Annotated in this window: 14 protein-coding genes and 1 tRNA gene; 11 read left to right on the top strand and 4 right to left on the bottom strand. The window is 71.5% G+C overall.

Annotated elements, in window-relative coordinates; all coding sequences use genetic code 11:
* The first annotated feature begins 22 nt into the window (after window positions 1–22).
* The 3 genes from ACLJTM_RS17565 (at window position 23) to ACLJTM_RS17575 (ending at window position 3,902) form a co-directional block, all read left to right on the top strand.
* The gene (locus ACLJTM_RS17565) at window positions 23–877 is read left to right on the top strand and encodes a chitosanase (protein ID WP_411104545.1); all 855 of its coding nucleotides are present in this window, start codon (window positions 23–25) and stop codon (window positions 875–877) included.
* Between the two features lie 187 nt (window positions 878–1,064).
* A complete protein-coding gene (locus tag ACLJTM_RS17570) occupies window positions 1,065–1,418 on the top strand; it encodes a DUF805 domain-containing protein (RefSeq protein ID WP_411104778.1) in 354 nt (117 codons plus the stop codon).
* Between the two features lie 264 nt (window positions 1,419–1,682).
* The gene (locus tag ACLJTM_RS17575; protein ID WP_411104546.1) at window positions 1,683–3,902 is read left to right on the top strand and encodes an NADP-dependent isocitrate dehydrogenase; all 2,220 of its coding nucleotides are present in this window, start codon (window positions 1,683–1,685) and stop codon (window positions 3,900–3,902) included.
* A 140-nt stretch (window positions 3,903–4,042) separates the two neighbouring features.
* Here the strand turns inward: ACLJTM_RS17575 and ACLJTM_RS17580 are convergent, their stop codons facing one another.
* Window positions 4,043–4,540, bottom strand: coding sequence for a hypothetical protein (locus tag ACLJTM_RS17580; RefSeq protein WP_411104547.1), 498 nt, complete (start codon window positions 4,538–4,540; stop codon window positions 4,043–4,045).
* A 532-nt stretch (window positions 4,541–5,072) separates the two neighbouring features.
* Here ACLJTM_RS17580 and ACLJTM_RS17585 point away from each other — a divergent pair.
* Window positions 5,073–6,851 carry a glycoside hydrolase family 71 protein gene (locus tag ACLJTM_RS17585; RefSeq protein ID WP_411104548.1) on the top strand — a complete coding sequence of 593 codons (1,779 nt, stop codon included), beginning with the start codon at window positions 5,073–5,075 and terminating at the stop codon, window positions 6,849–6,851.
* 233 nt (window positions 6,852–7,084) lie between these two features.
* On the top strand, window positions 7,085–8,227 hold the full coding sequence (locus tag ACLJTM_RS17590; protein ID WP_411104549.1) for an aminotransferase class V-fold PLP-dependent enzyme: 1,143 nt from the start codon (window positions 7,085–7,087) through the stop codon (window positions 8,225–8,227).
* A 35-nt stretch (window positions 8,228–8,262) separates the two neighbouring features.
* On the opposite strand, the gene cobF is transcribed toward ACLJTM_RS17590, so the two are convergent.
* A complete protein-coding gene (gene cobF, locus ACLJTM_RS17595) occupies window positions 8,263–9,015 on the bottom strand; it encodes a precorrin-6A synthase (deacetylating) (protein WP_411104550.1) in 753 nt (250 codons plus the stop codon).
* Between the two features lie 18 nt (window positions 9,016–9,033).
* On the opposite strand from cobF, the gene ACLJTM_RS17600 reads away from it, so the two are divergent.
* From ACLJTM_RS17600 to ACLJTM_RS17615, 4 genes are read left to right on the top strand one after another with little or no spacing between them, the layout of a single operon-like run.
* Window positions 9,034–9,789, top strand: a complete 756-nt coding sequence (locus ACLJTM_RS17600) for a (Fe-S)-binding protein (protein WP_411104551.1) — start codon at window positions 9,034–9,036, stop codon at window positions 9,787–9,789.
* On the top strand, window positions 9,786–11,255 hold the full coding sequence (locus tag ACLJTM_RS17605; protein ID WP_411104552.1) for a lactate utilization protein B: 1,470 nt from the start codon (window positions 9,786–9,788) through the stop codon (window positions 11,253–11,255). Before ACLJTM_RS17600 ends, ACLJTM_RS17605 begins: the two co-directional genes overlap by 4 nt.
* Window positions 11,252–11,872, top strand: coding sequence for a LutC/YkgG family protein (locus tag ACLJTM_RS17610; protein WP_411104553.1), 621 nt, complete (start codon window positions 11,252–11,254; stop codon window positions 11,870–11,872). The genes ACLJTM_RS17605 and ACLJTM_RS17610 overlap by 4 nt, the downstream gene beginning before the upstream one ends.
* Window positions 11,873–11,877: 5 nt before the next feature.
* Entirely contained in the window at window positions 11,878–12,270 is a 393-nt protein-coding gene (locus ACLJTM_RS17615) for a VOC family protein (protein ID WP_411104554.1), read from the top strand.
* On the opposite strand, the gene ACLJTM_RS17620 is transcribed toward ACLJTM_RS17615, so the two are convergent.
* On the bottom strand, window positions 12,250–12,732 hold the full coding sequence (locus ACLJTM_RS17620; protein WP_411104555.1) for a DUF309 domain-containing protein: 483 nt from the start codon (window positions 12,730–12,732) through the stop codon (window positions 12,250–12,252). The two genes, ACLJTM_RS17615 and ACLJTM_RS17620, sit on opposite strands and share 21 nt — an antisense overlap.
* A 108-nt stretch (window positions 12,733–12,840) precedes the next feature.
* On the opposite strand from ACLJTM_RS17620, the gene ACLJTM_RS17625 reads away from it, so the two are divergent.
* Window positions 12,841–12,914, top strand: a tRNA-Pro gene (locus tag ACLJTM_RS17625).
* 135 nt (window positions 12,915–13,049) lie between these two features.
* Here ACLJTM_RS17625 and ACLJTM_RS17630 read toward each other — a convergent pair.
* On the bottom strand, window positions 13,050–13,517 hold the full coding sequence (locus ACLJTM_RS17630; RefSeq protein WP_411104556.1) for a hypothetical protein: 468 nt from the start codon (window positions 13,515–13,517) through the stop codon (window positions 13,050–13,052).
* Window positions 13,518–14,269: 752 nt separating this feature from the next.
* On the opposite strand from ACLJTM_RS17630, the gene ACLJTM_RS17635 reads away from it, so the two are divergent.
* Window positions 14,270–23,692: an SDR family NAD(P)-dependent oxidoreductase gene (locus ACLJTM_RS17635; RefSeq protein WP_411104779.1), complete on the top strand. Its 9,423-nt coding sequence runs from the start codon at window positions 14,270–14,272 to the stop codon at window positions 23,690–23,692.
* Window positions 23,693–23,698 lie beyond the last annotated feature (6 nt).

Raw genomic sequence — 23,698 nt, forward strand, 5'->3', positions numbered from 1 at the left:
TCAACTCCCCCACGGAGGCCTTGTGTTCGCCCCTCACCGCACCAAGATCGCGATCGGCGCCCTGCTCGGCAGCGCCCTCCTCGCCGTACCGGCCACCGCCCACGCCACCGCCGAGGACGCCGGCTCCGCTCCCGTACGGGCGCAGTCGGCAGCCGTCGCCGCGGCGGCCGTCGGGCTCGACGATCCGGCGAAGAAGGAGATCGCCATGCAGCTCGTCTCCAGCGCGGAGAACTCCTCGCTGGACTGGAAGGCCCAGTACAAGTACATCGAGGACATAGACGACGGGCGGGGCTACACGGCCGGCATCATCGGCTTCTGCTCCGGCACCGGCGACATGCTCGACCTGGTCGAGCACTACACCCGGGCCAAGCCCGGCAACGTGCTCGCCCGGTACCTGCCCGCCCTGCGCCAGGTCGACGGCAGCGACTCCCACGCGGGCCTCGACCCGAACTTCACCAAGGACTGGGCGAAGGCCGCCCAGGACGCGGAGTTCAGGAAGGCGCAGGACCACGAGCGCGACCGGGTCTACTTCGACCCGGCCGTGAAGCAGGCCAAGTCCGACGGGCTCGGCGTGCTCGGCCAGTTCATCTACTACGACGCCATCGTCATGCACGGCGACGGCACCGACCCCACCAGCTTCCGCAACATCCGCAAGCGCGCCCTGTCCAAGGCCAAGCCCCCGTCCCAGGGGGGCAGCGAGGCCGCCTACCTCAACGCCTACCTCGACGCCCGGGTCTGGGCCATGAAGCAGGAGGAGGCGCACAGCGACACCAGCCGCGTCGACACCGCGCAGCGGGTCTTCCTCAAGAAGGGCAACCTGAACCTGAACACCCCGCTCGACTGGAAGGTCTACGGAGACTCCTTCCACATCGGGTGAGCCGAGCGCCGCGGCCCGGGGCGGGAACCCCTCCTCACGCTCCGGGTCGCCCCCCCAACTACCCCCGGGCGCGGCTGATTTGTGATCCTGCGAAGTGGCTTGACCGTGCTGTAAAGGGGGCATAAATTCTGCGCCCCGGCCTGCTCCAGCAGGAAGGGCCCACGCACTGTCCTCTGGGGGGATGCACATGCACTATTACACCGACGTCCTGAAGAAGTACGCCGAGTTCTCCGGCCGCGCGCGCCGCCAGGAACTCTGGATGTTCGTCCTGTGCAACATCGCCGTAGCCGCCGTCGTCCTGCTCGTCGACACTCTGCTCGGCGCGGGCCTGATCCTCTACTGGATCTACGCCCTGGCCACCCTCGTCCCCTCCATCGCCCTCGCCGTGCGCCGTCTGCACGACCTCGGCAAGTCCGGCTGGTGGTACCTCATCGGCCTGATCCCCTTGATCGGCGGCATCTGGCTGATCGTCCTGTTCGCCACCGAGGGCCAGCCCCAGGCGAACGAGTACGGCCCCAGCCCCAAGGCCGTCCACGCCTGACGGGCACCCGCCCGCCCGTACCACCGAACCACCCGCACGCCCGCCCGTGCCCTCCGTACGGGCCGAACCATCCGCGCACCTCCTGGCGCCGCCGCCGACGCGATCCGTCGGCGGCGGCGTTTTCGCCGTTCCGGCAGCTGCGCGGGTGACGTGCGTCTCGCCCGGCTTGTGGCAGGGGGCTGTCCAGACCGGCCCGATCACGAGATATCTTGATGTCGAGCAATGTTGCAGACGAGAGACGCAGACTGTGGAGCGGAGCATCCGGTGACTGACTCGACCATCATCTACACGCACACTGACGAGGCCCCGGCCCTCGCGACGTATTCGTTCCTGCCTGTGATCCAGGCCTACGCGTCGACGGCCGGTGTGAATGTCGAGACCCGTGACATCTCCCTGGCCGGTCGGATCATCGCCAGCTTCCCCGAGCACCTCGAGGAGAGCCAGCGGATCGCCGACGCCCTCGCCGAGCTGGGCGAACTGGCGAAGACCCCGGAAGCCAACATCATCAAGCTTCCGAACATCTCGGCCTCCATCCCGCAGCTCAAGGCCGCGGTCGCCGAGCTCCAGGGCCAGGGCTACGCCCTGCCCGACTACCCGGACGACCCGAAGACCGACGAGGAGCGCGAGGTCCGCGCCCGCTACGACAAGGTCAAGGGCAGCGCCGTCAACCCGGTCCTGCGCGAGGGCAACTCCGACCGCCGCGCCCCCGCCTCGGTCAAGAACTACGCCAAGGCGCACCCGCACCGCATGGGCGCCTGGAGCTCCGAGTCGAAGACGAACGTCGCCACCATGGGCGAGAACGACTTCCGCTCCACCGAGAAGTCCACGGTGATCGCCGAGGCCGGCACGCTCCGCATCGAGCACGTCGCCGCCGACGGCGCCACCACCGTCCTGCGGGAGTCGGTACCCGTCCTCGCCGGTGAGGTCGTGGACGCGTCCGTCCTGCACGTCGACGCGCTGCGCACCTTCCTCAACGACCAGATCGAGCGCGCCAAGGCCGAGAACGTCCTGTTCTCCGTGCACCTCAAGGCCACGATGATGAAGGTCTCCGACCCCATCGTCTTCGGTCACGTGGTCCGCGCCTTCCTCCCGAAGACCTTCGCCCGCTACGGCCAGACCCTCGCCGCCGCCGGCCTGTCGCCCAACGACGGCCTCGGCGCCATCCTCAACGGCCTCGGCGCCCTGCCCGACGGCGACGCGATCAAGGCCTCGATCGACGCCGAGATCGCCGAGGGCCCCGCCCTCGCGATGGTCGACTCCGACAAGGGCATCACCAACCTGCACGTCCCGTCCGACGTCATCGTCGACGCCTCCATGCCGGCCATGATCCGCACCTCCGGCCACATGTGGGGCCCCGACGGTGCCGAGGCCGACACCCTCGCCGTCCTCCCGGACAGCAGCTACGCCGGTGTCTACCAGGCCGTCATCGACGACTGCCGTGAGCACGGCGCCTTCGACCCCTCCACCATGGGCTCGGTGCCGAACGTCGGCCTCATGGCGCAGAAGGCCGAGGAGTACGGCAGCCACGACAAGACCTTCGAGATCGCCGCCGCGGGCACCGTCCGCCTCGTCGACGCCTCGGGCGCCACGGTCCTGGAGCAGGAGGTCGCCGCCGGCGACATCTTCCGCGCCTGCCAGACCAAGGACGCCCCGATCCAGGACTGGGTCAAGCTCGCCGTCACCCGCGCCCGCGCCACCGGCGTCCCGGCCGTCTTCTGGCTCGACGAGGACCGCGCGCACGACGCGCAGCTCATCGCCAAGGTCACGACGTACCTCGCCGAGCACGACACCGACGGCCTGACCATCAAGATCCTCTCCCCGGTCGAGGCCACCGCCTACTCCCTGGCGCGCATCCGCCGCGGCGAGGACACCATCTCGGTGACCGGCAACGTGCTGCGCGACTACCTGACCGACCTCTTCCCCATCCTGGAGCTGGGCACCAGCGCCAAGATGCTCTCGGTGGTCCCGCTGATGAACGGCGGCGGCCTCTTCGAGACGGGCGCCGGCGGCTCCGCCCCCAAGCACGTGCAGCAGCTCGTCAAGGAGAACTACCTGCGCTGGGACTCGCTCGGTGAGTTCCTCGCGCTGGCCGTCTCCTTCGAGCACCTCGCGGTCACCACCGGCAACGCCAGCGCCCAGGTGCTGGCCGACACCCTGGACCGCGCCACCGGCACCTTCCTCAACGAGGACAAGTCGCCCAGCCGCAAGCTCGGCGGCATCGACAACCGCGGCAGCCACTTCTTCCTCGCCCTGTACTGGGCGCAGGAGCTGTCGCGCCAGACCGACGACCCGAAGCTGGCGGCTGCTTTCGACCCGCTGGCCAAGACGCTCGCCGAGTCCGAGCAGAAGATCGTCGCCGAGCTGGCCGCGGTCCAGGGCTCCCCGGCCGACATCGGCGGTTACTTCCAGCCCGACGCCGCCAAGGCCGCGGCGGTCATGCGCCCGTCCGCGACCTTCAACCAGGCGATCGCGACCCTGGGCTGACCCGCGTCACGGCGCCGACCCGGCGTCACGCGCCGACCGGCGTCACTGCGCACGTCCCGCCCCGGCCAGGCACCCGCCCGGCCGGGGCGGACCCGTGTCCGCGCCCCGCCGCCGCTGATGCGCGGGGGAGGTGCGCCGCGTCAGAGCCGGTGGACCCGCTCCTGCTCGAAGGCCAGCGGGGACCGGCCCGCCGCCAGGATGCGCAGGCCGGGGGCGACGGAGAGCAGTCTGCGCAACCAGGCCCGGGCGTCGGGGGCAAGCTGCTCGATGCCGTCCAGGACGAGCAGCATGTCGCGTTCGGCCAGCCGGGAGGCCGCGTCGTTCGCCGTCCCGCACGGCGGCGGGGGCATACCCGGTACGGAGCCCAGCTGCGCCGTCAGTTCACGAACCCCGTAGAGCCCGTGCAGGGGATCCATGGCGACCACGGCCGCCCCGTCGTAGAAGTTGGACGAGATCCGCCGGGCGATCTCCCGCACCAGCAGGCTCCGCGGCTCGGGTAAGCCGCCCGTGACGGTCAGCACCCGCCCCCGCCGGACGGTGGTGAGCAGCCGGGACAGCTCGTCGGACGTCGTGGGCAGCGACCCCGTCGCTCCCGCATCCCCCATCGGCACGATGCCCCCCATTGCATACGTGACCACGCGCGACGACCGGGCTCCTTCAGGCCGCGTGACGACGATTATGCGCCACCTGGGCTGCGAGGCCAGGGGAATGGCGTATTCCGTCAGCGGTTCCGTGCAGTTCGTTCGGCGCGGCCGCCGGGAGCCACGAAAAGTCCCTGGTCGGGCGCGAGCGCGGGGGCATGGGTGTGACGGGGGCGCGGGCCCGGGCGGCGCGGGCTGCTGTCGCAACCGGTGCGCACACCCGGCTCTCGGACCCCGTTGCGGTCCGGAACCGAAGCCGCCTGGTCGAGTTCCCGTAGACGGGTGGTCGCGGCGCGCCGGGCAGCGGCGCCGGACGGACACCGGCCAGCTCACGGCCGAGGCGCCGGCCCGCGCCCGGGCCGGGCGGGGGCTCGGGCACCGGGGCCGGGCGGGGCGGGCGGCGTAGTCCCTGTGGTCCCCGTGACGTACGTGTCCGGCCCCGGCCCCCGGGGAACGGTTGTCCGACCGCCGGTAATGGGCTCTACTGCTGTGCAGCCCCCACTCGGGGCATATTCCGGGGAGGGACCAGATGACAGCGGACCGGCGAGCGCAGCGGCGGGCCGAGCGGCACGCGGACCGGCGGACGGGGCGGAGCGCAGCCGGCCGCAGGGGTGCGCGGGCGGACCGCCCGTTATCGCACCGCCGCAGACCGGGCTTCCGCGGTCGCCGCCCCCTGCTCGCGACCCTGCTCTCGGTCTTCCTCCTCGTCGGCGTGTGCGCGGCCACCGGAGTCGCCTGGGACCCCTTCGGCGGCGCCTCCGTCCAGGGCACCGCCGCCACGGACACCGGTGCGCCCTGGCCCGTCGGCCCGCTGCCCGACACCACCCCCGAAGCCACCGTCCCGGCCGTCCCGCAGCCCGAGCAGAGCCCCGCGCCCACCGCGGGCACGGACACCGGGAACGACGCCGGCGCGGCCGACGCGGCTCCGGCCGGACGCCCCACCGGAGCACTGCCCTTCGACCTGCCCCAACCCGCCGCGCTGCGCTCCGGCGACGCGGGCCGCAAGCTCGTGTTCGCCCACTACTTCACCCCGTACCCGCTGTCCCTCGACAACGCGAGCGCGGACAGCGACTACTACACCCGCAACTACCTGAAACCGGACGGCGAGAGCGGCAAGCACGAGAGGTACGGCGGCCTGCTGCGCGACCGGCCGCTGCCCGTCACGCCCAAGAACGGCTCCTGGGAACTGGCCAACCTCCAGCAGGAGGTGCGCACCGCCCGCGCGGCCGGCATCGACGGGTTCACCCTCGACATGCTCTCCCTCTCCGGCAAGAACTGGGAGCGGTCCCACCTCCTGATGGAGGCGGCCCGGTCGGTGGATCCCGCCTTCAAGGTCATGCTGATGCCCGACATGACCTCCCTGAAGACCGACGACCCCGGCGTCCTCGCCGACGCCGTGGCCGCCCTCGGCAAGACCCCCGCCGCCCACCGGCTCCCCGACGGCCGGCTCGTCGTGTCCCCCTTCAAGGCGGAGGAGAAGAGCGTGGCCTGGTGGACCTCGGTGATGGACATCCTGGAGTCCCGGCACGGCATCCGGACCGCGTTCGTCCCGCTCTTCCTCGACTTCGACGGCAACAGCGCGGACTTCGCCCCGATCAGCCACGGCTTCTCCGAGTGGGGCAGCCGCAGCTACGTGGGCCAGGAAGGCTCCACGCGCGACGTCAAGCGGGCCCACGGCCTGGGCAAGATCTGGATGCAGCCCGTGTCGGTCCAGGACGCGCGGCCCAACCAGGGCATCTACGACGAGGCCGGCAACACCGCCACCCTGCGCGCCACCTGGACCCGCGCCATCGACGACGGCGCGGACTGGGTGCAGCTCACCACCTGGAACGACTACTCCGAGGGCAGCCAGTTCGCACCCTCCCTGCACAACGGCCACGCCTACCTGGACCTGACCTCGTTCTACCTGACGCGGTTCAAGACGGGCAGCTGGCCCAAGATCGTCCGGGACACGCTGTACCTCACCGCGCGCACCCAGTTCGCCTCGGCCGACCCGACGGGGGACCAGTCGTTGCTGATGTCCCTGCGCAAGGGCAGCGCCGCGCCCCGCGACACGGTGGAGGTGCTCAGCTTCCTCGTCGCTCCGGGAGACGTCCGTACCGCCGTCGGCCCCGTGAAGGCCTCCCACCGTGCGCCCGCCGGGGTCCATGCCGAGCTGCTGCCGCTGAAGGCGGGCAGCAGCTCCGCCCGGCTCGTCCGCGAGGGGAAGGCCAGGGCAGAGGTGGAGCTGCCGCAGCCGGTCGACCCGACGGTCGAGATCCAGGACCTCCAGTACCAGGCCGCAACGAGCGGACGGGACACCCCGTAGGACGGCCCGTTCCCGCCCGGCCCGGTCCCGCCCGGCCCGGTCCCGCCCGGCCCGGTCCACGGCCCGCCCGGCCCACGGCCGGCCCCGGGTACGGCCCCGGGTACGGCCCCCGGCAGGGTCCGCAGGCCACGACGGCGGAATTGGCCTTCGCGTCCGGCCCCGCGCCCCTGCATCATCCGAGAGGAGAGCGCCGAGCGACCGAGAGCGCCGCACCCCACGACCCGGAGGCATCCGTGACCGAGCACGCCACCCCGTCCGCCTTCCCCGGCGGCCCCGGCCTCTTCCGGCTGGACCCGGAGACGGCCCACCTCAACCACGGCTCGTACGGGGCGGTGCCGGTCCCGGTGCAGGAGGCGCAGCACGCCCTGCGCACCGAGGCCCACGCGGACCCCGATGCCTTCTTCAACACGATGCCCGACCGGCTGGACCACGCCCGGGGCCGCATCGCCTCCCGGCTCGGAGCAGACCCCGCGGGCATCTCCTTCATCTCCAACGCCACCGAGGGCGCCCACCTGGCCCTCGACGCCATCCCCCTCGCCCCGGGCGACGAAATCCTCGTCACCGACCACGGCTACGGCACGGTCGTCGCAGCCGCCGCCCGCCGTGCCCGCGTCACCACCGTGGCCCTGGATCCGCTGCTGCCCGACGAGGACGCCGTACGCGAGACCGTGCTGGCCGCGCTGACCCCCCGTACCCGGGTCGCACTGCTCGACCACGTCAGCTCGCCCACCGCCCGCCTCATCGCGAGCCCCCGGCTCCTCGCGGACCTCGCCGCCCGGGGCGTCACCACCGTCGTGGACGGCGCCCACACCCCCGGCACGCTGGCCCGGCCGGTCGCGGAGGGCGCCGACTTCTGGTTCGGGAACCTCCACAAGTGGGGGTACGCCCCCTCCGGCAGCGCCGTCCTGGCCGTGGCCCCCGCCCACCGGGCCGCGGTCCGCGCCCTCTCGCCCTCCTGGCACGAGGACCGCGGCTTCCCCCTCGCCGTCGAGTACCGGGCCACCGTCGACTACACCGGCTGGCTGGCCGCCCCCGAAGGGCTCGCCTTCATCGACAGCCTCGGCGGCGACCGGGTCCGCGCCCACAATGCCGCCCTCGCCGCCTACGGGGCGGAGCTCCTCGCGCGGATCCCCGGACTCACCGCCCTGCCGCACACCGAAGGGCTGCCCATGCGCTCCCTGCTGCTGCCGCCCGGGACCGCCGAGACCCAGGACGCCGCCGCGGCCCTGCGCGAGGAGATCGCGGCGAAGCTGCGCACCCGGGTCCTGGTCTGGGCCCGCCCGGGCGGCGGCGGCATCCGGGTCTGCGGGCAGATCTACAACCGGCCCGAGGAGTACGAACGGTTCGCCGCCGCCCTCCCCGGCTTCCTCGCCTGACCCCGCGGCCCCGCTGGACCGCCCCTCCCGGTACGTCAGCCGCGCCGAAGCAGGTACGTGTCCATGATCCAGCCCTTGCGGGCCCGGGCCTCCGTACGGAGTTCCTCGATCCGGCCGGAGACCTCCGACAGCTTCCCCGACACCAGGATCTCGTCCGGCGTGCCGACGTACGCCCCCCAGTAGATGAAGAGGTCCTGGTCCAGATGGGCGGTGAAGGCGTGCCGGGCGTCCAGCATCACCACCACGTCGTCCACGTCCGCGGGCCAGCCCTCGGCGAGCCGCCGCCCGGTGGTGATCTGCACCGGGCGGCCCACCCGGTTCAACGGGGTGCGGTGGCGCGCCAGCAGCGCCGAGATGCTGCTGATGCCGGGCACGACCTCGTGCTCGAAGGCCACACGGCCGCGCTCCAGCACCTCGTCGAGGATCGCCAGGGTCGAGTCGTAGAGCGAGGGGTCGCCCCACACCAGGAACGCCCCGGTCTCACCCTCCGCGAGATCCTCCGCGATGAACCGCTCGAAGAGCTCGGCCCGCGCGCTGCGCCAGCCGTCCACGGTGGGGGTGTAGTCGGCGGGGGTCCGGTCCCGGTCCGGGTCCCTGCCCTCCACCAGCCGGTGCCCGGGGCGGGCGTGCGCGTCGAGCATCGCGCGCCGCAGCCCGGTCAGATCTGCCTTCTCCTCGCCCTTCTCCAGAATGAGGAATGCGTCCGCCGCGCCGATCGCCTTGACCGCCTGGAGGGTCAGGTGGTCCGGGTCGCCCGCGCCTATGCCGATCACTGAGAACTTCTTCACCCCGCTATTCTGCCCGTCATGCGTGTCGCCCTGTTCGTCACCTGCGTCAATGACGCGCTCCACCCCCGGACCGGCATCGCCGTCGTACGCCTCCTGGAGCGGCTCGGCGTCGGCGTGGACTTCCCGGCGGGCCAGAGCTGCTGCGGCCAGCCGCAGTACAACACCGGCTACCGCCGCGAGAGCGAACCGCTGGTGCGGCGCACGGCGGAGGCCTTCGCGGGCCACGAGTACGTGGTCACTCCCTCCGCATCCTGCGCCGCGATGATCCGCGAGCACTACCCGCGCATCGGCCGCAAGGCGGCGGGGGAGGGGCGCGGCACCGCACTGGCCGAGGCGGCCGACTCCCTCGCGCCGCGCGTGTACGAGCTGACCGAATTCCTGGTGGACGTGCTCGGGGTGACCGACGTGGGCGCGTACTTCCCGCACACCGTCACCTACCACCCCTCCTGCCACGGCTTGCGGAGCCTGCGCCTGGGAGACAGGCCGCGCCGACTGCTCACCGCCGTCAAGGGCTTGGAGCTGGTCGAGCTGCCAGGCGCCGAGGAGTGCTGCGGCTTCGGCGGCACGTTCGCCGTCAAGAACCCGGACGTGTCGGCCGCGATGGGCGCCGACAAGACCGGCCGAGCCGGCGCCACGGGAGCCGAGGTGCTGTGCGGCGCCGACAACTCCTGCCTCGCCCACCTCGACGGGCTGCTGCGCCGCGCGGACGCCCCGCTGCGGACCGTGCACCTCGCGGAGATCCTGGCCGCGACCGAGGAGGAACCGCTGTCGTGACCGGTACCCACCTGGGCATGCCCGCCTTCCCCTCGGCCGCGCGGGACGCCGTACGGGACGAGGTGCTGCGCGCCAACCTGCGGCACGCCACGCACACCATCCGCGACAAACGGGCCCGGGCCGTGGCCGAACTGGAGGACTGGGACCGGCTCCGGGCCGCCGGAAAGGCGATCAAGGACCATACGCTCCGGCACCTGGACCGCTACCTCCTCCAGTTGGAGGAGGCGGTGACGGGCGCCGGCGGAACCGTGCACTGGGCCGCCGACGCGGACGAGGCCAACCGCATCGTCACGGAACTGGTCCGCGCCACCGGAGAGCGCGAGGTCGTCAAGGTCAAGTCCATGGCCACCCAGGAGATCGGGCTCAACGAGGCGCTGGAAGCCGCCGGCATCGCCGCGTACGAGACCGACCTCGCCGAGCTCATCGTCCAGCTCGGCCGCGACCGCCCCTCCCACATCCTGGTCCCCGCCATCCACCGCAACCGGACCGAGATCCGCGACATCTTCCGTACCGAGATGGGTCATTGGGGGCGACCCGCCCCGGACGGCCTGGGCGACGACCCGAGGGAACTGGCCGAGGCCGCCCGCCTGCACCTGCGCGAGAAGTTCCTGCGGGCCAAAGTCGCCGTGTCCGGCGCCAACTTCATGGTCGCCGAGACGGGCACGATGGTCGTCTTCGAGTCCGAGGGGAACGGCCGGATGTGCCTGACCCTGCCCGAGACCCTGATCTCCGTCGTCGGCATCGAGAAGGTCGTCCCCACCTTCCGCGACCTGGAGATCTTCCTCCAGACCCTGCCGCGCTCCTCCACGGCCGAACGGATGAACCCGTACACCACGATGTGGACCGGCACCACCGACGGCGACGGCCCCACCGCCTTCCACCTCGTCCTCCTCGACAACGGCCGCACCGACACCCTCGCCGACGAGACCGGCCGCCAGGCACTGCGCTGCATCCGGTGCTCCGCCTGCCTCAACGTGTGCCCCGTCTACGAACGCGCCGGCGGCCACGCCTACGGCTCCGTGTACCCGGGCCCCATCGGGGCCGTCCTCAGCCCCCAACTCCGCGGTACGGACAGCAGGATCGACGCCTCCCTGCCCTACGCCTCCACCCTGTGCGGAGCCTGCTACGAGGTCTGCCCCGTCGCCATCGACATCCCCGAGATCCTCGTCCACCTGCGCGAACGCGTCGTCCAGGGCGGCCCCGTGACCCGCGAAGGCATCCGGGTCCACATCCGCCCCGCACACGGCCACACCGCCGAACGGGCCGCGATGCGCGCCGCCCGGCTCCTCCTGGACCGACCGGGCACCCTGCGGGCCGGCGAACGCCTGCTGGCCCGCGCCCGCCGCCTCACCCCGCGCCGCCTCCCGGGGCCGGGCCGCGCCTGGACCGACAGCCGCGAGCTGCCCGCCCTCCCCGCCGAGTCCTTCCGCGACTGGTGGGCCCGCGAACGGGGGACCGCCCGGTGAGCAGCAGGGAACGCATCCTGGGCCGCATCCGCCGGGCCGCCTCCGGCCCGGACCCCGACGTGCCCCGCGACTACCTCCGCGTCCACGGCACCCGCACCCCCGCCGAGCGCACCGACCTGCTCGCCGCCCACCTCACCGAATACCGGGCCCACGTCCACCGCACCGGCGAGGACGGCCTCCCGCCCCTGCTCGCCCGGCTCCTCTCCCGGCACCAGAGCGTCCTCGTACCGCCCGCCCTGCCCGCGCACTGGCTGCCGGCCGCCCACCCCGCCCGGATCGAGGACCGGGCCGCCTCCACCGCGGCCGAGCTGGACCGCGTCACCGGCGTCGTCACCGGCTGCGCGCTCGCCATCGCCGAAACCGGCACGATCGTCCTCGACGCGAGCCCCGACCAGGGACGCCGACGCATCACCCTGGTCCCGGACCACCACGTCTGCGTGGTCCGCGTCCCGGACCAGGTGGTGGACTCCGTCCCGCAAGCCCTCGCCCGCCTCGACCCGACACGCCCGCTGACCTGGATCTCCGGCCCCTCGGCGACCAGCGACATCGAACTCGACCGGGTGGAAGGAGTCCACGGCCCCCGCACCCTGGACGTGGTCCTGCTGGGCGCACAATAGGGGCCATGCCCGCACACATCGCCCTGACCGCCCTCCTCGTCCACGACTACGACGAAGCCATCGACTTCTACACCCGAGCCCTCGGCTTCGACCTCGCCGAGGACACCGCCCGCCCCGACGGCTCCCGCTGGGTCGTGGTCCGCCCGCCCGGCGCCCGGGAGGCGGCGCTGCTGCTGGCCCGCGCCAAGGACGAGGCCCAGCGCTCCCGGGTCGGCGACCAGACCGGGGGCCGCGTCGGCTTCTTCCTCCACACCGACGACTTCGCCCGGGACCACGCCCGGATGACCGCCGAAGGCGTCCGCTTCCTGGAAGCCCCGCGCCACGAGCCGTACGGCTCCGTCGCCGTCTTCGAGGACCTCTACGGCAACCGCTGGGACCTACTGCAGCCCGCCGCCTAGCCGCGGCGCCTCCCGGGCCGCATCGACGGCCGGGCCGCCCTGCTCCACCCGCCCGGCCAGCTCCCGGGCCCAGCGGACCAGGCCCGGCACGTCGACCCCGTACGGGCCCCCGTCCAGGCCCTCGACCCCCGCGGCCCCCCGCAGCAGCAGCCGCGCCCCGCCGACGGCATTGCCCCGTGCCGCATGCGTCAGCCCCACCGCGAGCTGCGCCAGCGCCCGCCAGAGCGGAGCCGCCTCCTCAGGCCCCGACTTCCAGGCATCCTCGAACACCTCGTGCGCATGGAAGGGCATGCCCGCATCCAGCAGCCGCTGCGCCTCGCGTCTGGTCTCCTGCGGGGAGCGCACCACCCCTTCCGGCTGCCGCTCCACCCCCGGCGCTCCGTAGGGCAGCGGCCGCCCCAGCCCGTCCCGGGGCCGCGCGCTACGCGCCCGCCCCTCCTCGTCCCTGTCCCGTGCATCCACCCCCTCATCCTGCCTGCCGCCGATTACCGGTGCATGAACACCCCTCGCCGTGGGGTAATGTTCTGCATGTGCCGCAGGGCCGGGGGAAGCCCCAGGTCGCAGGCACATCGGGACGTGGCGCAGCTTGGTAGCGCACTTGACTGGGGGTCAAGGGGTCGCAGGTTCAAATCCTGTCGTCCCGACTCGAAAGAGTCGTAGAACGAGGGGCCGCTTCGGAGCAATCCGAACCGGCCCCTCGTTCGTTCGCGCCTTGGGCTCCTTCGGCCCCTCGTGTGCGCCCTCGTTTGCGCGCCCGCGCGTGCGCGCCCTCGCGTGCGTCAGCCGCGGTGACGATGCTCCGCCTTCCGTCCGATCTCGCGGATCATGCGGCGGACAAGAATGCGATGGATCCCGGAGCCGAGGACCAATCGACGGTAAACCGTCCCGGCAATGCCCGGAAAAACTGCGTAGGAACGCGCACCGAGCATCGTTCCGTCCTCGTGCCCGCCGAGGACGAATACCAGCGCATACTGCGCGAAGCGGTGGCGGCCCGTAAGGACGAGGTGCTGTCCGGAGCTGCTTTCGGTAACTGCGAAGCCGGGAAATGTGGATCCCTTTTCGGGCACGGTGCCGGTGACGGCCCGGGGCTCCGTTCCCACGAGATGCGCAAATCCGCCATTGATCCCCAGATGGGTCCGTGCCACCCATGTCGTGAGCGAATCCCAAGTGATCGGCACGGGGGCTGCAACGAACAGCCGGTGATCGTCGAGGAGGGGAAGTCGAGGTGTGATATCGGGGGATTCCATCGGTATGGACTCTCTATGAGCGCAGTTGAGCAGGGCTGTTGTACATCCGGTTGTTCGTGTATATGCGCACATGCCCGCCGGCTGCGTGCCGACCGCGCGCGGCTCGCATGCGGCAGGTGGCAGCTTCCCGCCGGCGGTGCGGGTGACCGTGCGGCTCCGGTCGCCCTCCTGCGGCCCTCCTTCCTTCGTCAACCGGCTTTCAGGCCGCGGGTGCGGGGCAGGCGATCCGCCCCAGGGCCTGTCTACCGGCAGAGAGGGCCCCTCGGCAGGCCGACGGTCGGCCGTCACGTCTCGGCCATCGCACACGTCACTCGCATCCCGCTTGAGAACCGCTTGAGGCGGTGGTCCGAGGCGTGAGACGCGCGCAGCGCCGTGGCAGTCGCCCCGCGACGGAGGCAAGGGCGGGATCCGGCCGGTGCGGGGCTAAGAAGTAGCTGCTCCGGTCGTGTGCCGGCCTTGTTTTCAGGGTGGAGGCGGGGTCCTTGAAGCTGCGTAACGCCGACGTCAGAGGCGTGATCAACAGGGAATGCGAAAAGGCTACTTGCAAGTAACGAGGTTACTTGCAAGTAGTGCGGATGTGACGTGTATCACAGGTCAATGTGTCGGCGTGATCGGGCTGCTACCTTCTGCGAGGCGTGAGCTCGTGAACCCATTCACCAGGGTCAATTGGCGAGTTTCCGCGCAGGAGACAACGGGGGTTGTCATTGGCAACGGGGGATGTCGTGACTGGTGTGCGTACTTAACGGATCGCCATTGTTGGAATTGCGGCCCGATTTCCGGATTCGTCGGGGACCGACGAGCTCTGGACCCTTTTAAGTGAAGGCACCGACGCAACCCGAGACCGTCCTGCCGATCGTCCTTTCGGGCCTGATCGCGGCGGATTCATCGACGGCGTCGACCAGTTCGATCCGGAATTCTTCCGCATAGCACCGCGCGAAGCACCGTCCATCGACCCCCAGCAGCGACTGGCCCTCGAACTCGCCTGGCAGGGGCTGGAAGACGCCGGAATCGTCGTCGCACCGGCAAGCGCGCCGAGGATCGGCGTCTTCCTCGGCGTCATGGCCGCCGACTACGCCGACCTCGTCGCCCGGTCGGGCGCACACGGCATCACCCGGCACACCCTCACCGGTCTGGGACGCGCGATCATCGCCCACCGGATCTCCTACACCCTGGGCCTCGCCGGCCCCAGCATGACCGTCGACACCGGACAGTCGTCCTCCCTGGTCTCCGTCCACCTCGCCTGCGAGAGCCTGCGCAGCGGCGAAAGCGAGATCGCCCTCGCAGGCGGCGTACACCTCAACGTGTCGCCCCTCAGCACCACCGTCGTCGAGGCGGCTGGCGCCCTGTCCCCGGACGGCACCTCCTACGTGTTCGACGAACGGGCCAACGGCTACGTCCGCGGCGAAGGCGGCGGCCTGGTCGTACTGAAACCCCTCGACCGGGCCATCGAGGACGGCGACCACGTATACGCCGTCATCGAGGGCAGCGCCGTCGGCACCGGTTCGGGCGACGGCGGACTGACGGTCCCCAGCAGCGACACCCAGGCCCGCACCCTGGGCGAGGCCCTCGCCAACGCCCGGATCGACGCCTCCCAGGTCCAGTACGTCGAACTCCACGGAACGGGCACCCGGGTGGGCGACCCGATCGAAGCCCGGGCGCTGGGTGCGGTGTTCGGCTCCGCGCGCCCGTCCACGAGCCCTCTCGCGGTCGGCTCGGTCAAAACCAACATCGGCCACCTGGAAGGCGCCGCCGGCATCGCGGGCCTCATCAAGACCGCGTTGTGCCTCAACCGGCGCGAACTCGTCCCGAGCCTGAACTTCGTACGGCCCCACCCGCAGATCGACCTGGACGAGCTCGGCCTGCGCGTCGTCACGGACAACGAACCCTGGCCCGCCACCGAGCAGCCCGCCACCGCGGGGGTGACCTCGCTCGGCATCGGCGGCAGCTGCTGCCACATGCTGCTCACGGCCCCCGCCGCCGCCCCCACCGCCGCCACACCCCGACCCGAGCCGCGCGTCGGTCCGCAGGTGCTGCCGGTGGTCGTTTCCGGTAAGAGCGGTGAAGCACTGGCTGCGCAGGTGGAGCGGCTGCGCGCGCATCTGTTGGCGCGGCCGGAGTTGGACGTGCTGGATGTGGCGTACTCGGCGGTGACGTCGCGGGCGCAGTTCGAGCGGCGTGCCGTTGTGGTTGCCGCTGATCGGGATGGTCTGCTGGCCGGGATGCAAGCTCTGGCGGAGCAGCCGACCGGTGTGGGTCTGGTTCCGGGGAAGACCGGGTTCCTCTTCACGGGGCAGGGCGCGCAGCGTGCCGGGATGGGTGCGGGTCTTGCCGCCGCGTATCCGGTGTTCGCCTCGGCGTTGGATGAGGTGTGTGCGCAGCTGGACGGCCTGCTGGGTCGGTCGCTGCAAGAGCTGCTGTTCGCGGCTGAAGGGTCGCCGGAGGCGGCGCTGTTGCACCGGACGGAGTTCACGCAGCCTGCGTTGTTCGCCGTGGAAGTGGCTCTGTTCCGGTTGCTGGAGTCCCTCGGGATTCAGACGGATGTGCTGGTCGGGCATTCGGTCGGCGAACTGGCCTGCGCGCACGTGGCGGGAGTGCTGTCCCTGGAGGACGCCTGCACGCTGGTTGCTGCCCGCGGTCGGCTGATGGGCGCGCTGCCTGCGGGTGGCGGAATGGTCGCCGTCCAGGCGACCGAGGCGGAGATCGCCGGGTCGCTGGTCGGCTTTGAGGGGCGCCTGTCGATCGCCGCGGTGAACGGTCCGTCGGCGGTGGTGGTCTCAGGTGCTCTGGAGGCGATCGAGGAATGGCTTCCGGCTTGGCGGGAGTCGGGTCGTAAGACGTCACGGCTGAAGGTCAGTCATGCGTTCCATTCGCCGTTGATGGAGCCGATGCTGGATGAGTTCCGTGCGGTTGCGGAGGGGTTGACTTTCCACCGGCCTCGCCTGGCCGTCGTATCGAACGTGACCGGTGGCCTGGTGTCGGCTGAGCTGACGGACCCCGGCTATTGGGTGGCTCACGTACGTGAGGCCGTCCGTTTCGCCGACGGGGTGCGTACGTTGGCTGCGGAGGGTGTGACGCGTTTCGTCGAGGTCGGCCCGGATGCGGTGCTGACTGCTCTGGCCCAGCAGACACGCGGCAGAGAAGGTGCCGTGTTCGCTCCGGTGCTTCGTGCGCGCACGTCCGAGGTGGAGGCGTTCGCCGCCTTCCTCGGTCAGGTGCATGTGGCCGGTCTGCCGGTGAACTGGGCTACTTACTACGCCGGTTCGGGTGCGCGGCGCGTCGAGCTGCCGACGTACGCCTTCCAGCGCGAGCGGTACTGGCTGGAGCCGGGGGAGGGCGCCGAAGGTCCGGCTGCCGCCGAACGGACCGCGCCGGAGGCGCCGGAGGTACTGGAGGCGCCGGACTGCGCGGACGCCGAGCCCGTCAGCGGATTCCTGGCCCGGAAGTTGGCCGGTGTCGCCGACGCCGAACGAGAACAACTCGTACGAGACCTCGTTCTGGGCCAGGTGGCAGCCGTCCTCGGCCACGCCTCCGCGTCAGCCGTCGATCCCGCCCGCGCTTTCAAGGACCTCGGCTTCGACTCTCTGGCCGGCGTCGAACTGCGCGACCGGCTCATGGAGACGACGGGTCTCGACCTGCCGACGACCTTGGTCTTCGACCATCCGACGTCCATCGCGGTCGCCCGTCTGCTCCTGGCCGAGGTCTCGGGCGGCGAAGCCTCCCCGATTCCGGTCCCGACGACACGGCGTGACCGGTCCGACGAACCGTTGGCAATTGTCGGCATGGCCTGCCGCTACCCGGGCGGGGTGGCCTCGCCGGACGACCTGTGGCAGCTCGTCGCGGACGGCCGCGATGCCGTCGGCGGGCTGCCGACCGACCGGGGCTGGGACCTGGAACGTCTCTACGACCCGGACCCCGAGCAGGTCGGCACCATCTACATGCGGGGCGGCAGCTTCCTGAACGGGATCGGCGAGTTCGACGCCGGCTTCTTCGGGATCAGCCCGCGCGAGGCAGCCGCCATGGATCCGCAGCAGCGGCTGCTGCTGGAGGCTTCCTGGGAGGCCCTGGAGGACGCCGGGCTCGATCCGGCCTCGCTGCGCGGCAGTGACACCGGCGTCTTCGCGGGTGTCATGGCCATGGACTACGGCACGTCACCGGAGTTCGGCGGCTCGATGCCGCCGGAGGCAGAGGGCTTCCGGTTGACGGGGACGACCACGAGTGTGGTGTCGGGTCGGATTGCCTACAGTCTGGGGTTCGAGGGTCCGGCTGTGACGTTGGACACGGCGTGTTCCTCGTCGTTGGTGGCGATGCATCTGGCGTCGCAGGCGTTGCGGTCCGGTGAGTGCTCGTTGGCGCTGGTGGGTGGCGTGACGGTGATGGCGGGTCCGTTCCTGTTGCAGGAGTTCAGCCGCCAGCGGGGGCTCGCGGAGGACGGTCGTTGCAAGTCGTACGCGGCCTCCGCGGACGGCACCGGCTTCTCCGACGGCCTCGGCCTGATCGTTCTGGAGCGCCTGTCGGATGCCCAGCGCAACGGACACCGCATCTTGGGGGTCATCCGAGGCAGCGCGGTCAATCAGGACGGCGCGAGCAACGGGCTGACGGCGCCGAACGGGCCTTCCCAGGAGCGGGTGATCCGCCAGGCGCTGGCGAGCGCCGGCCTGTCACCCGCGGATGTGGATGCGGTGGAGGGCCATGGGACGGGGACGCGGTTGGGTGATCCGATCGAGGCGCGGGCGTTGCTGGCGACGTATGGCCAGGGGCGGGTGAATGGTCCGCTGCGGTTGGGTTCGATCAAGTCGAATATCGGTCATACCTCGGCTGCTGCGGGTGTGGCGGGTGTGATCAAGATGGTGAAGGCGATGCAGCACGGTGTGCTGCCGCAGACCCTGAACGTGGATGCACCCTCGCCGCACATCGACTGGACCGCGGGCGCCGTCGAGCTCCTGACCGAAGCCGCGGAATGGCCTGCGACGGGGGACCGGCCGCGCCGTGCGGGTGTGTCCTCGTTCGGTGTGAGCGGCACGAACGCGCACCTGATTCTGGAGGAGGCGCCGGCCGAGCAGCCGGTGGCCGCCTCCGGTGAGGGGTCGCGCGCGCGGCCGCCGGTGGTGCCGGTGGTCGTGTCGGGCAAGAGCGGTGAGGCGCTGGCTGCGCAGGCGGGGCGGCTGCGGGCGCATCTGCTGGCGCGGCCGGAGCTGGATGTGCTGGATGTGGCGTACTCGACAGTGACGAGCAGGGCCCAGTTCGACCGGCGCGCTGCAGTCACCGCGGTGGACCGCGAAGGTCTGCTGGCGGGACTGGGCGCACTCGCTCAGCAGCCGAATGCCGCGGGTCTGGTTCCGGGGAAGACCGGGTTCCTGTTCACGGGGCAGGGCGCGCAGCGTGCGGGGATGGGTGCGGGTCTTGCCGCCGCGTATCCGGTGTTTGCTGCAGCGCTGGATGAGGTGTGCGCGCAGCTGGACGGCCTGCTGGGCCGGTCGCTGAAGGAGCTGCTGTTCGCGGGCGAGGGCTCGCCGGAGGCGGCTCTCCTGGGCCGGACGGAGTTCACGCAGCCTGCATTGTTCGCGGTCGAAGTGGCTCTGTTCCGGCTTCTGGAGTCCCTCGGGATCCAGGTGGATGTGCTGGTGGGGCATTCCGTTGGCGAACTGGCCTGCGCGCACGTGGCGGGGGTGCTGTCCCTGGAGGATGCCTGCACGCTGGTTGCTGCGCGTGGGCGGTTGATGGGTGCGCTGCCTTCGGCCGGTGGCATGGTGGCCGTCCAGGCGACCGAGGCGGAGATCGCCGAGTCGCTGGTCGGCTTTGAGGGGCGCCTGTCGATCGCTGCGGTGAACGGTCCGTCGGCGGTGGTGGTCTCGGGTGCTCTGGAGGCGGTCGAGGAGTGGCTTCCGGTCTGGCAGGAGTCGGGTCGTAAGACGTCACGGTTGAAGGTCAGCCACGCGTTCCATTCGCCGCTGATGGAGCCGATGCTGGATGAGTTCCGTGCGGTTGCGGAGGGGCTGACCTTCCACCGGCCTCGGCTGGCCGTCGTATCGAATGTGACCGGCGGGCTGGTGTCGGAGGAGCTGACGGACCCGGGCTACTGGGTGTCGCATGTACGTGAGGCCGTCCGTTTTGCGGATGGGATTCGCACGCTCGCTGACGAAGGTGTGACCCGGTTCGTTGAGGTGGGCCCGGATGCGGTGCTCACCGCCCTGGCCCAGCAGACCCTCGACAGTGATGCCGACGGCGGTGCGGTGTTCGCCCCGGTGCTTCGTGCACGCACCCCGGAGGTGGAGGCGTTCGCCGGCTTCCTCGGTCAGGTGCATGGGGCGGGTGTGCCGGTGGATTGGGCCGCGTTCTACGCCGGTTCGGGTGCGCGGCGCGTGGAGCTGCCCACGTATGCGTTTCAGCGGGAGCGGTATTGGCTGGCGCAGAGTTCGGGGGCTGGGGATGCGGTGGCTGCCGGGCTCGGGCGGATGGATCATCCCGTGCTCAGTGCGGTGGTTGCGGTGGGTGATCGGGACGAGTGGGTGTTCACCGGTGTGCTGTCGCAGGATGCGGCGCCGTGGGTGCGGGATCACGTGGTCTACGGGTTGGTGATTGTTCCTGGTACGGCGTTGGTGGAGCTGGCTGGTGCTGCCGGCCGGTATGCGGGCAGTGCGGTGGTTGAGGAGCTGGTGCTGGAGGCGCCTCTGGTGTGGGAGGGCGGTGCGGCGGTTGGGGTGCAGGTGACCGTGGGCGCTGCTGATGGTGGGGGTCGTCGTGAGGTGGCGGTGTACTCCCGTTCTGTGGTGGCGGGGAGTGGGGAGGGGGCGGAGGCGGCGACGTGTCATGCCCGCGGCACCCTGACCGCCGCCCCGGTGGAGGCGGAGGCGGAGGCGTTCGCCGACTGGTCGGCGCAGTGGCCCCCGGCCGGCGCGCAGCCGGTGGCGACCGATGTGCTGTACGCCCGGCTCGCCGATCTCGGCTATGCCTACGGGCCGGCGTTCCAGGGTGTCCAGGCCGCCTGGCGTGATCAGGACACCGTCTATACGGAGATCATGCTGCCCCAGGAGCACGCCGAAGCCGGGGCTGCGTTCGGGATGCACCCTGCCCTGTTCGACGCGGCATTGCACGGCGGTCTCGAAGGGCTGACCACCGGCGACACCGCGGTCACCCAGTTGCCGTTCTCGTGGTCCGGTGTCCGCTTCGGCCGGCCCGGCGAAGCCCCGCAGCGGGCGCGCGTACGCATCATCCCGACGGAGGGCCCCGGGCTGCGGGTCGACCTGGCCGACGAACACGGTACGCAGATCGGCGGTGTCGACCGCCTGGTGTTCCGCCCGGCCGAGCGGGCGAAGTTCGGGGGCGGCCGCCCCACGACGCACCAGTCGCTGTACCGCGTGGACTGGACTGACCTCACCGAGGTCACGCAGCCCTATACCGGCCGCATGGTGGCCCTCGGCGATCAACCCGTGCCCGTCCCCGTACAGCGCTTCAAGGACCTCGATGCGCTGGAGGACGCCCTCGCCGCGGGCGACCCCGTCCCCGGGGCGGTCGTCGTCCAGATCAGGAGTGCCCGTCCCCAGGACGACGCCCTTGCCGCCCGGACCGTCGCCCGTGACACGCTCGCCCTCGTCCAGCGGTGGTTGGCGAGCACCCGGTGGGACGACGCGCGCCTGGTCGTGCTGACACACCACGGCGTCGCCGTAGGTGACGACGCCCCGGATCTGGCCCTGTCGCCGGTCTGGGGGCTGGTGCGCTGCGCCCAGTCGGAGCACCCGGGTCGGTTCGTCCTCGTCGACATCGACGAGGCCCGCGGCGACATACCGTGGGGCGCGCTTCTGGCCTCGTCCGAACCGGAGTTGGCGGTCTGCGACGGACGCGTACGCGTCCCTCGTCTGGTACGCGCCGGGCAGAGCACGGCGGCCTTCGACCGTGCATGGCGCCTGTCGATCGAACGCAAGGGATCGCTCGAAGACCTGGAGATCGTGCCCTCGGACGCCGGCCGTCCCCTGCGTACCGGCGAGGTACGGATCGGCGTACGGGCCGCGGGCCTGAACTTCCGCGACGTGCTCATCGCTCTCGGGACGTACCCGGGTGAGGCGCCGCTGGGCAGCGAGGCGGCCGGGGTCGTCCTGGAGGTCGGCGCCGAGGTGACCGGTCTCGCGCCCGGCGACCGGGTCATGGGGCTGGTGCCCGACGGGTTCGGCTCGGTCGCGGTCACGGACGGCCGGATGGTCGTGCCGATGCCGAAAGGCTGGACCTTCCCCCAGGCGGCCTCGGTGCCGCTGGTGTTCCTCACCGCGTACTACGGCCTGGTGGATCTGGCGGGTGTGCAGTCCGGTGAGCGGCTGCTGGTGCACGCGGCGGCCGGCGGGGTCGGCATGGCTGCGGTGCAGCTGGCCCGTCACTGGGGCGTCGAGGTGTACGCGACGGCGAGCGAGCCGAAGTGGGACGCGGTGCGGGCGCTGGGTGTGGCGGGGGAGCGGATCGCGTCCTCCCGGGACCTGTCCTTCCGCGAGGAGTTCCTGGCGGCCACCGGCGGTGCGGGCGTGGACGTCGTCCTGAACGCCCTGGCCGGCGGGTTCATCGACGCCTCGCTGGACCTCCTGCCACGCGGCGGCCGGTTCCTGGAGATGGGCAAGGCCGACCTCCGCGACCCGGCGCAGGTCGCACACGACCGTCCCGGCGTCCGCTACCGGGCATACGACATGTTCGAGGCGGGACCGGAGCGGATCCAGGAGATGCTGTCCGAGGTCGTGTCCCTGTTCGAGAAGGGGGTGCTGGAGCACGCGCCGATCCGCACGTGGGACGTACGCCGGGGCGCGGAGGCCTTCCGGTTCCTGCGCGAGGGCCGCAACACCGGCAAGGTCGTCCTGACCGTCCCGGCCCCCCTCGACCCCGACGGCACCGTCCTGATCACCGGCGGCACCGGCGGCCTGGGCGCCCTCTTCGCCGAACACCTCGTCCGGCGGTACGGGGCACGGCACCTGCTGCTGGTCAGCCGACGCGGCCCTGCCGCCGACGGCGTACCGGAACTGCTCGCCGAATTGGCGGCCTTGGGCGCACAGGTGCGCGTCGCGGCCTGCGACGTCGCGGACCGCGCCGCACTCGGGAAGCTGATCGACTCGCTGGAGCAGCCGCTGACAGCGGTGATCCACACAGCCGGTGTCCTCGACGACGGGACGATCGAGTCGTTGACCCCGGAACAGGTCGAGCGGGTGATGCGGCCGAAGATCGACGCAGCCCTGCACCTGCACGAACTCACCGCGGACATCGATGTGTCGGCGTTCGTCATGTTCTCCTCGGTCGCTGCCCTGATCGGCAGCTCCGGTCAGGCGAACTACGCCGCCGCCAACTCCGCCCTGGATGCGCTGGCCGCCCGGCGCCGGTCCGCGGGACTTCCGGCGCTCTCCTTGGCCTGGGGCCTGTGGGCGGAGGCCCGCAGCATGGCCGGCACTCTCGACGAGAGCAGTGCGGCCCGCTGGACCCGCAGGGGAATCGAGCCCCTGTCGAACGAACTGGGCCTCTCGTTGTTCGACGCCGCACACCTGCTGGACACCGCCGTCCCGGTACCGGTGCGGCTGGACTCGGGGGTGCTGCACACCCAGGCCCAAGCGGGTGGGCTGCCCGCGCTGATGCGCGGCCTCGTCCGCGAACCCGCCCGGCGCACCGAGTCCGCCGGCCGATCCCTGGCGGAGCAGCTGGTCGCCGTGCCCGAGCGGGACCGGCCGCAGGCCGTCCAAGAGCTGGTACGGACGCATGTGGCAGCCGTCCTCGGCCATGCATCGGCATCGATGGTCGACACCGACCACTCCTTCAAGGAGATCGGACTCGACTCGCTGGCCGCGGTCGAACTGCGCAACCGGCTCATCAAGGCCACGGGACTGCGGCTGCCCACCACGCTGGTCTTCGACCACCCCACCCCGGGCGCCGTCGCCCGACTCCTCATGGAGCGCGTGGGCGGCGAACGGGAGCAGACGCCCTCCCCGTTGGACCAGGCGCTCAAGCAGATGGAAACGCTGCTGGCCGCAGGGGACGGCAGGGAACTCGTCGGCTACGAGCTGAGACTGCGCTCCCTGGGCAATCGCCTGCGCTCCGTCCTGAGCGGCATGGACGGCGACGGGGACGACCCGCTCATCGAGGGTGTCGACGACTTCGACGAAGTATCCGACGACGAGATATTCGACTTGATCGACAAAGAGATCGGAATGGCATGAACCAGG

Source organism: Streptomyces sp. cmx-4-9 (assembly GCF_046548835.1).
GTDB lineage: Bacteria > Actinomycetota > Actinomycetes > Streptomycetales > Streptomycetaceae > Streptomyces.

Excerpts from the sequence above, each read along its gene's own strand:
- ACLJTM_RS17585 (WP_411104548.1), top strand. The coding sequence starts at position 5,073 with ATGACAGCGGACCGGCGAGCGCAGCGGCGGGCCGAGCGGCACGCGGAC.
- ACLJTM_RS17630 (WP_411104556.1), bottom strand. The coding sequence starts at position 13,517 with ATGGAATCCCCCGATATCACACCTCGACTTCCCCTCCTCGACGATCAC.
- ACLJTM_RS17570 (WP_411104778.1), top strand. The coding sequence starts at position 1,065 with ATGCACTATTACACCGACGTCCTGAAGAAGTACGCCGAGTTCTCCGGC.
- ACLJTM_RS17600 (WP_411104551.1), top strand. The coding sequence starts at position 9,034 with ATGCGTGTCGCCCTGTTCGTCACCTGCGTCAATGACGCGCTCCACCCC.
- ACLJTM_RS17615 (WP_411104554.1), top strand. The coding sequence starts at position 11,878 with ATGCCCGCACACATCGCCCTGACCGCCCTCCTCGTCCACGACTACGAC.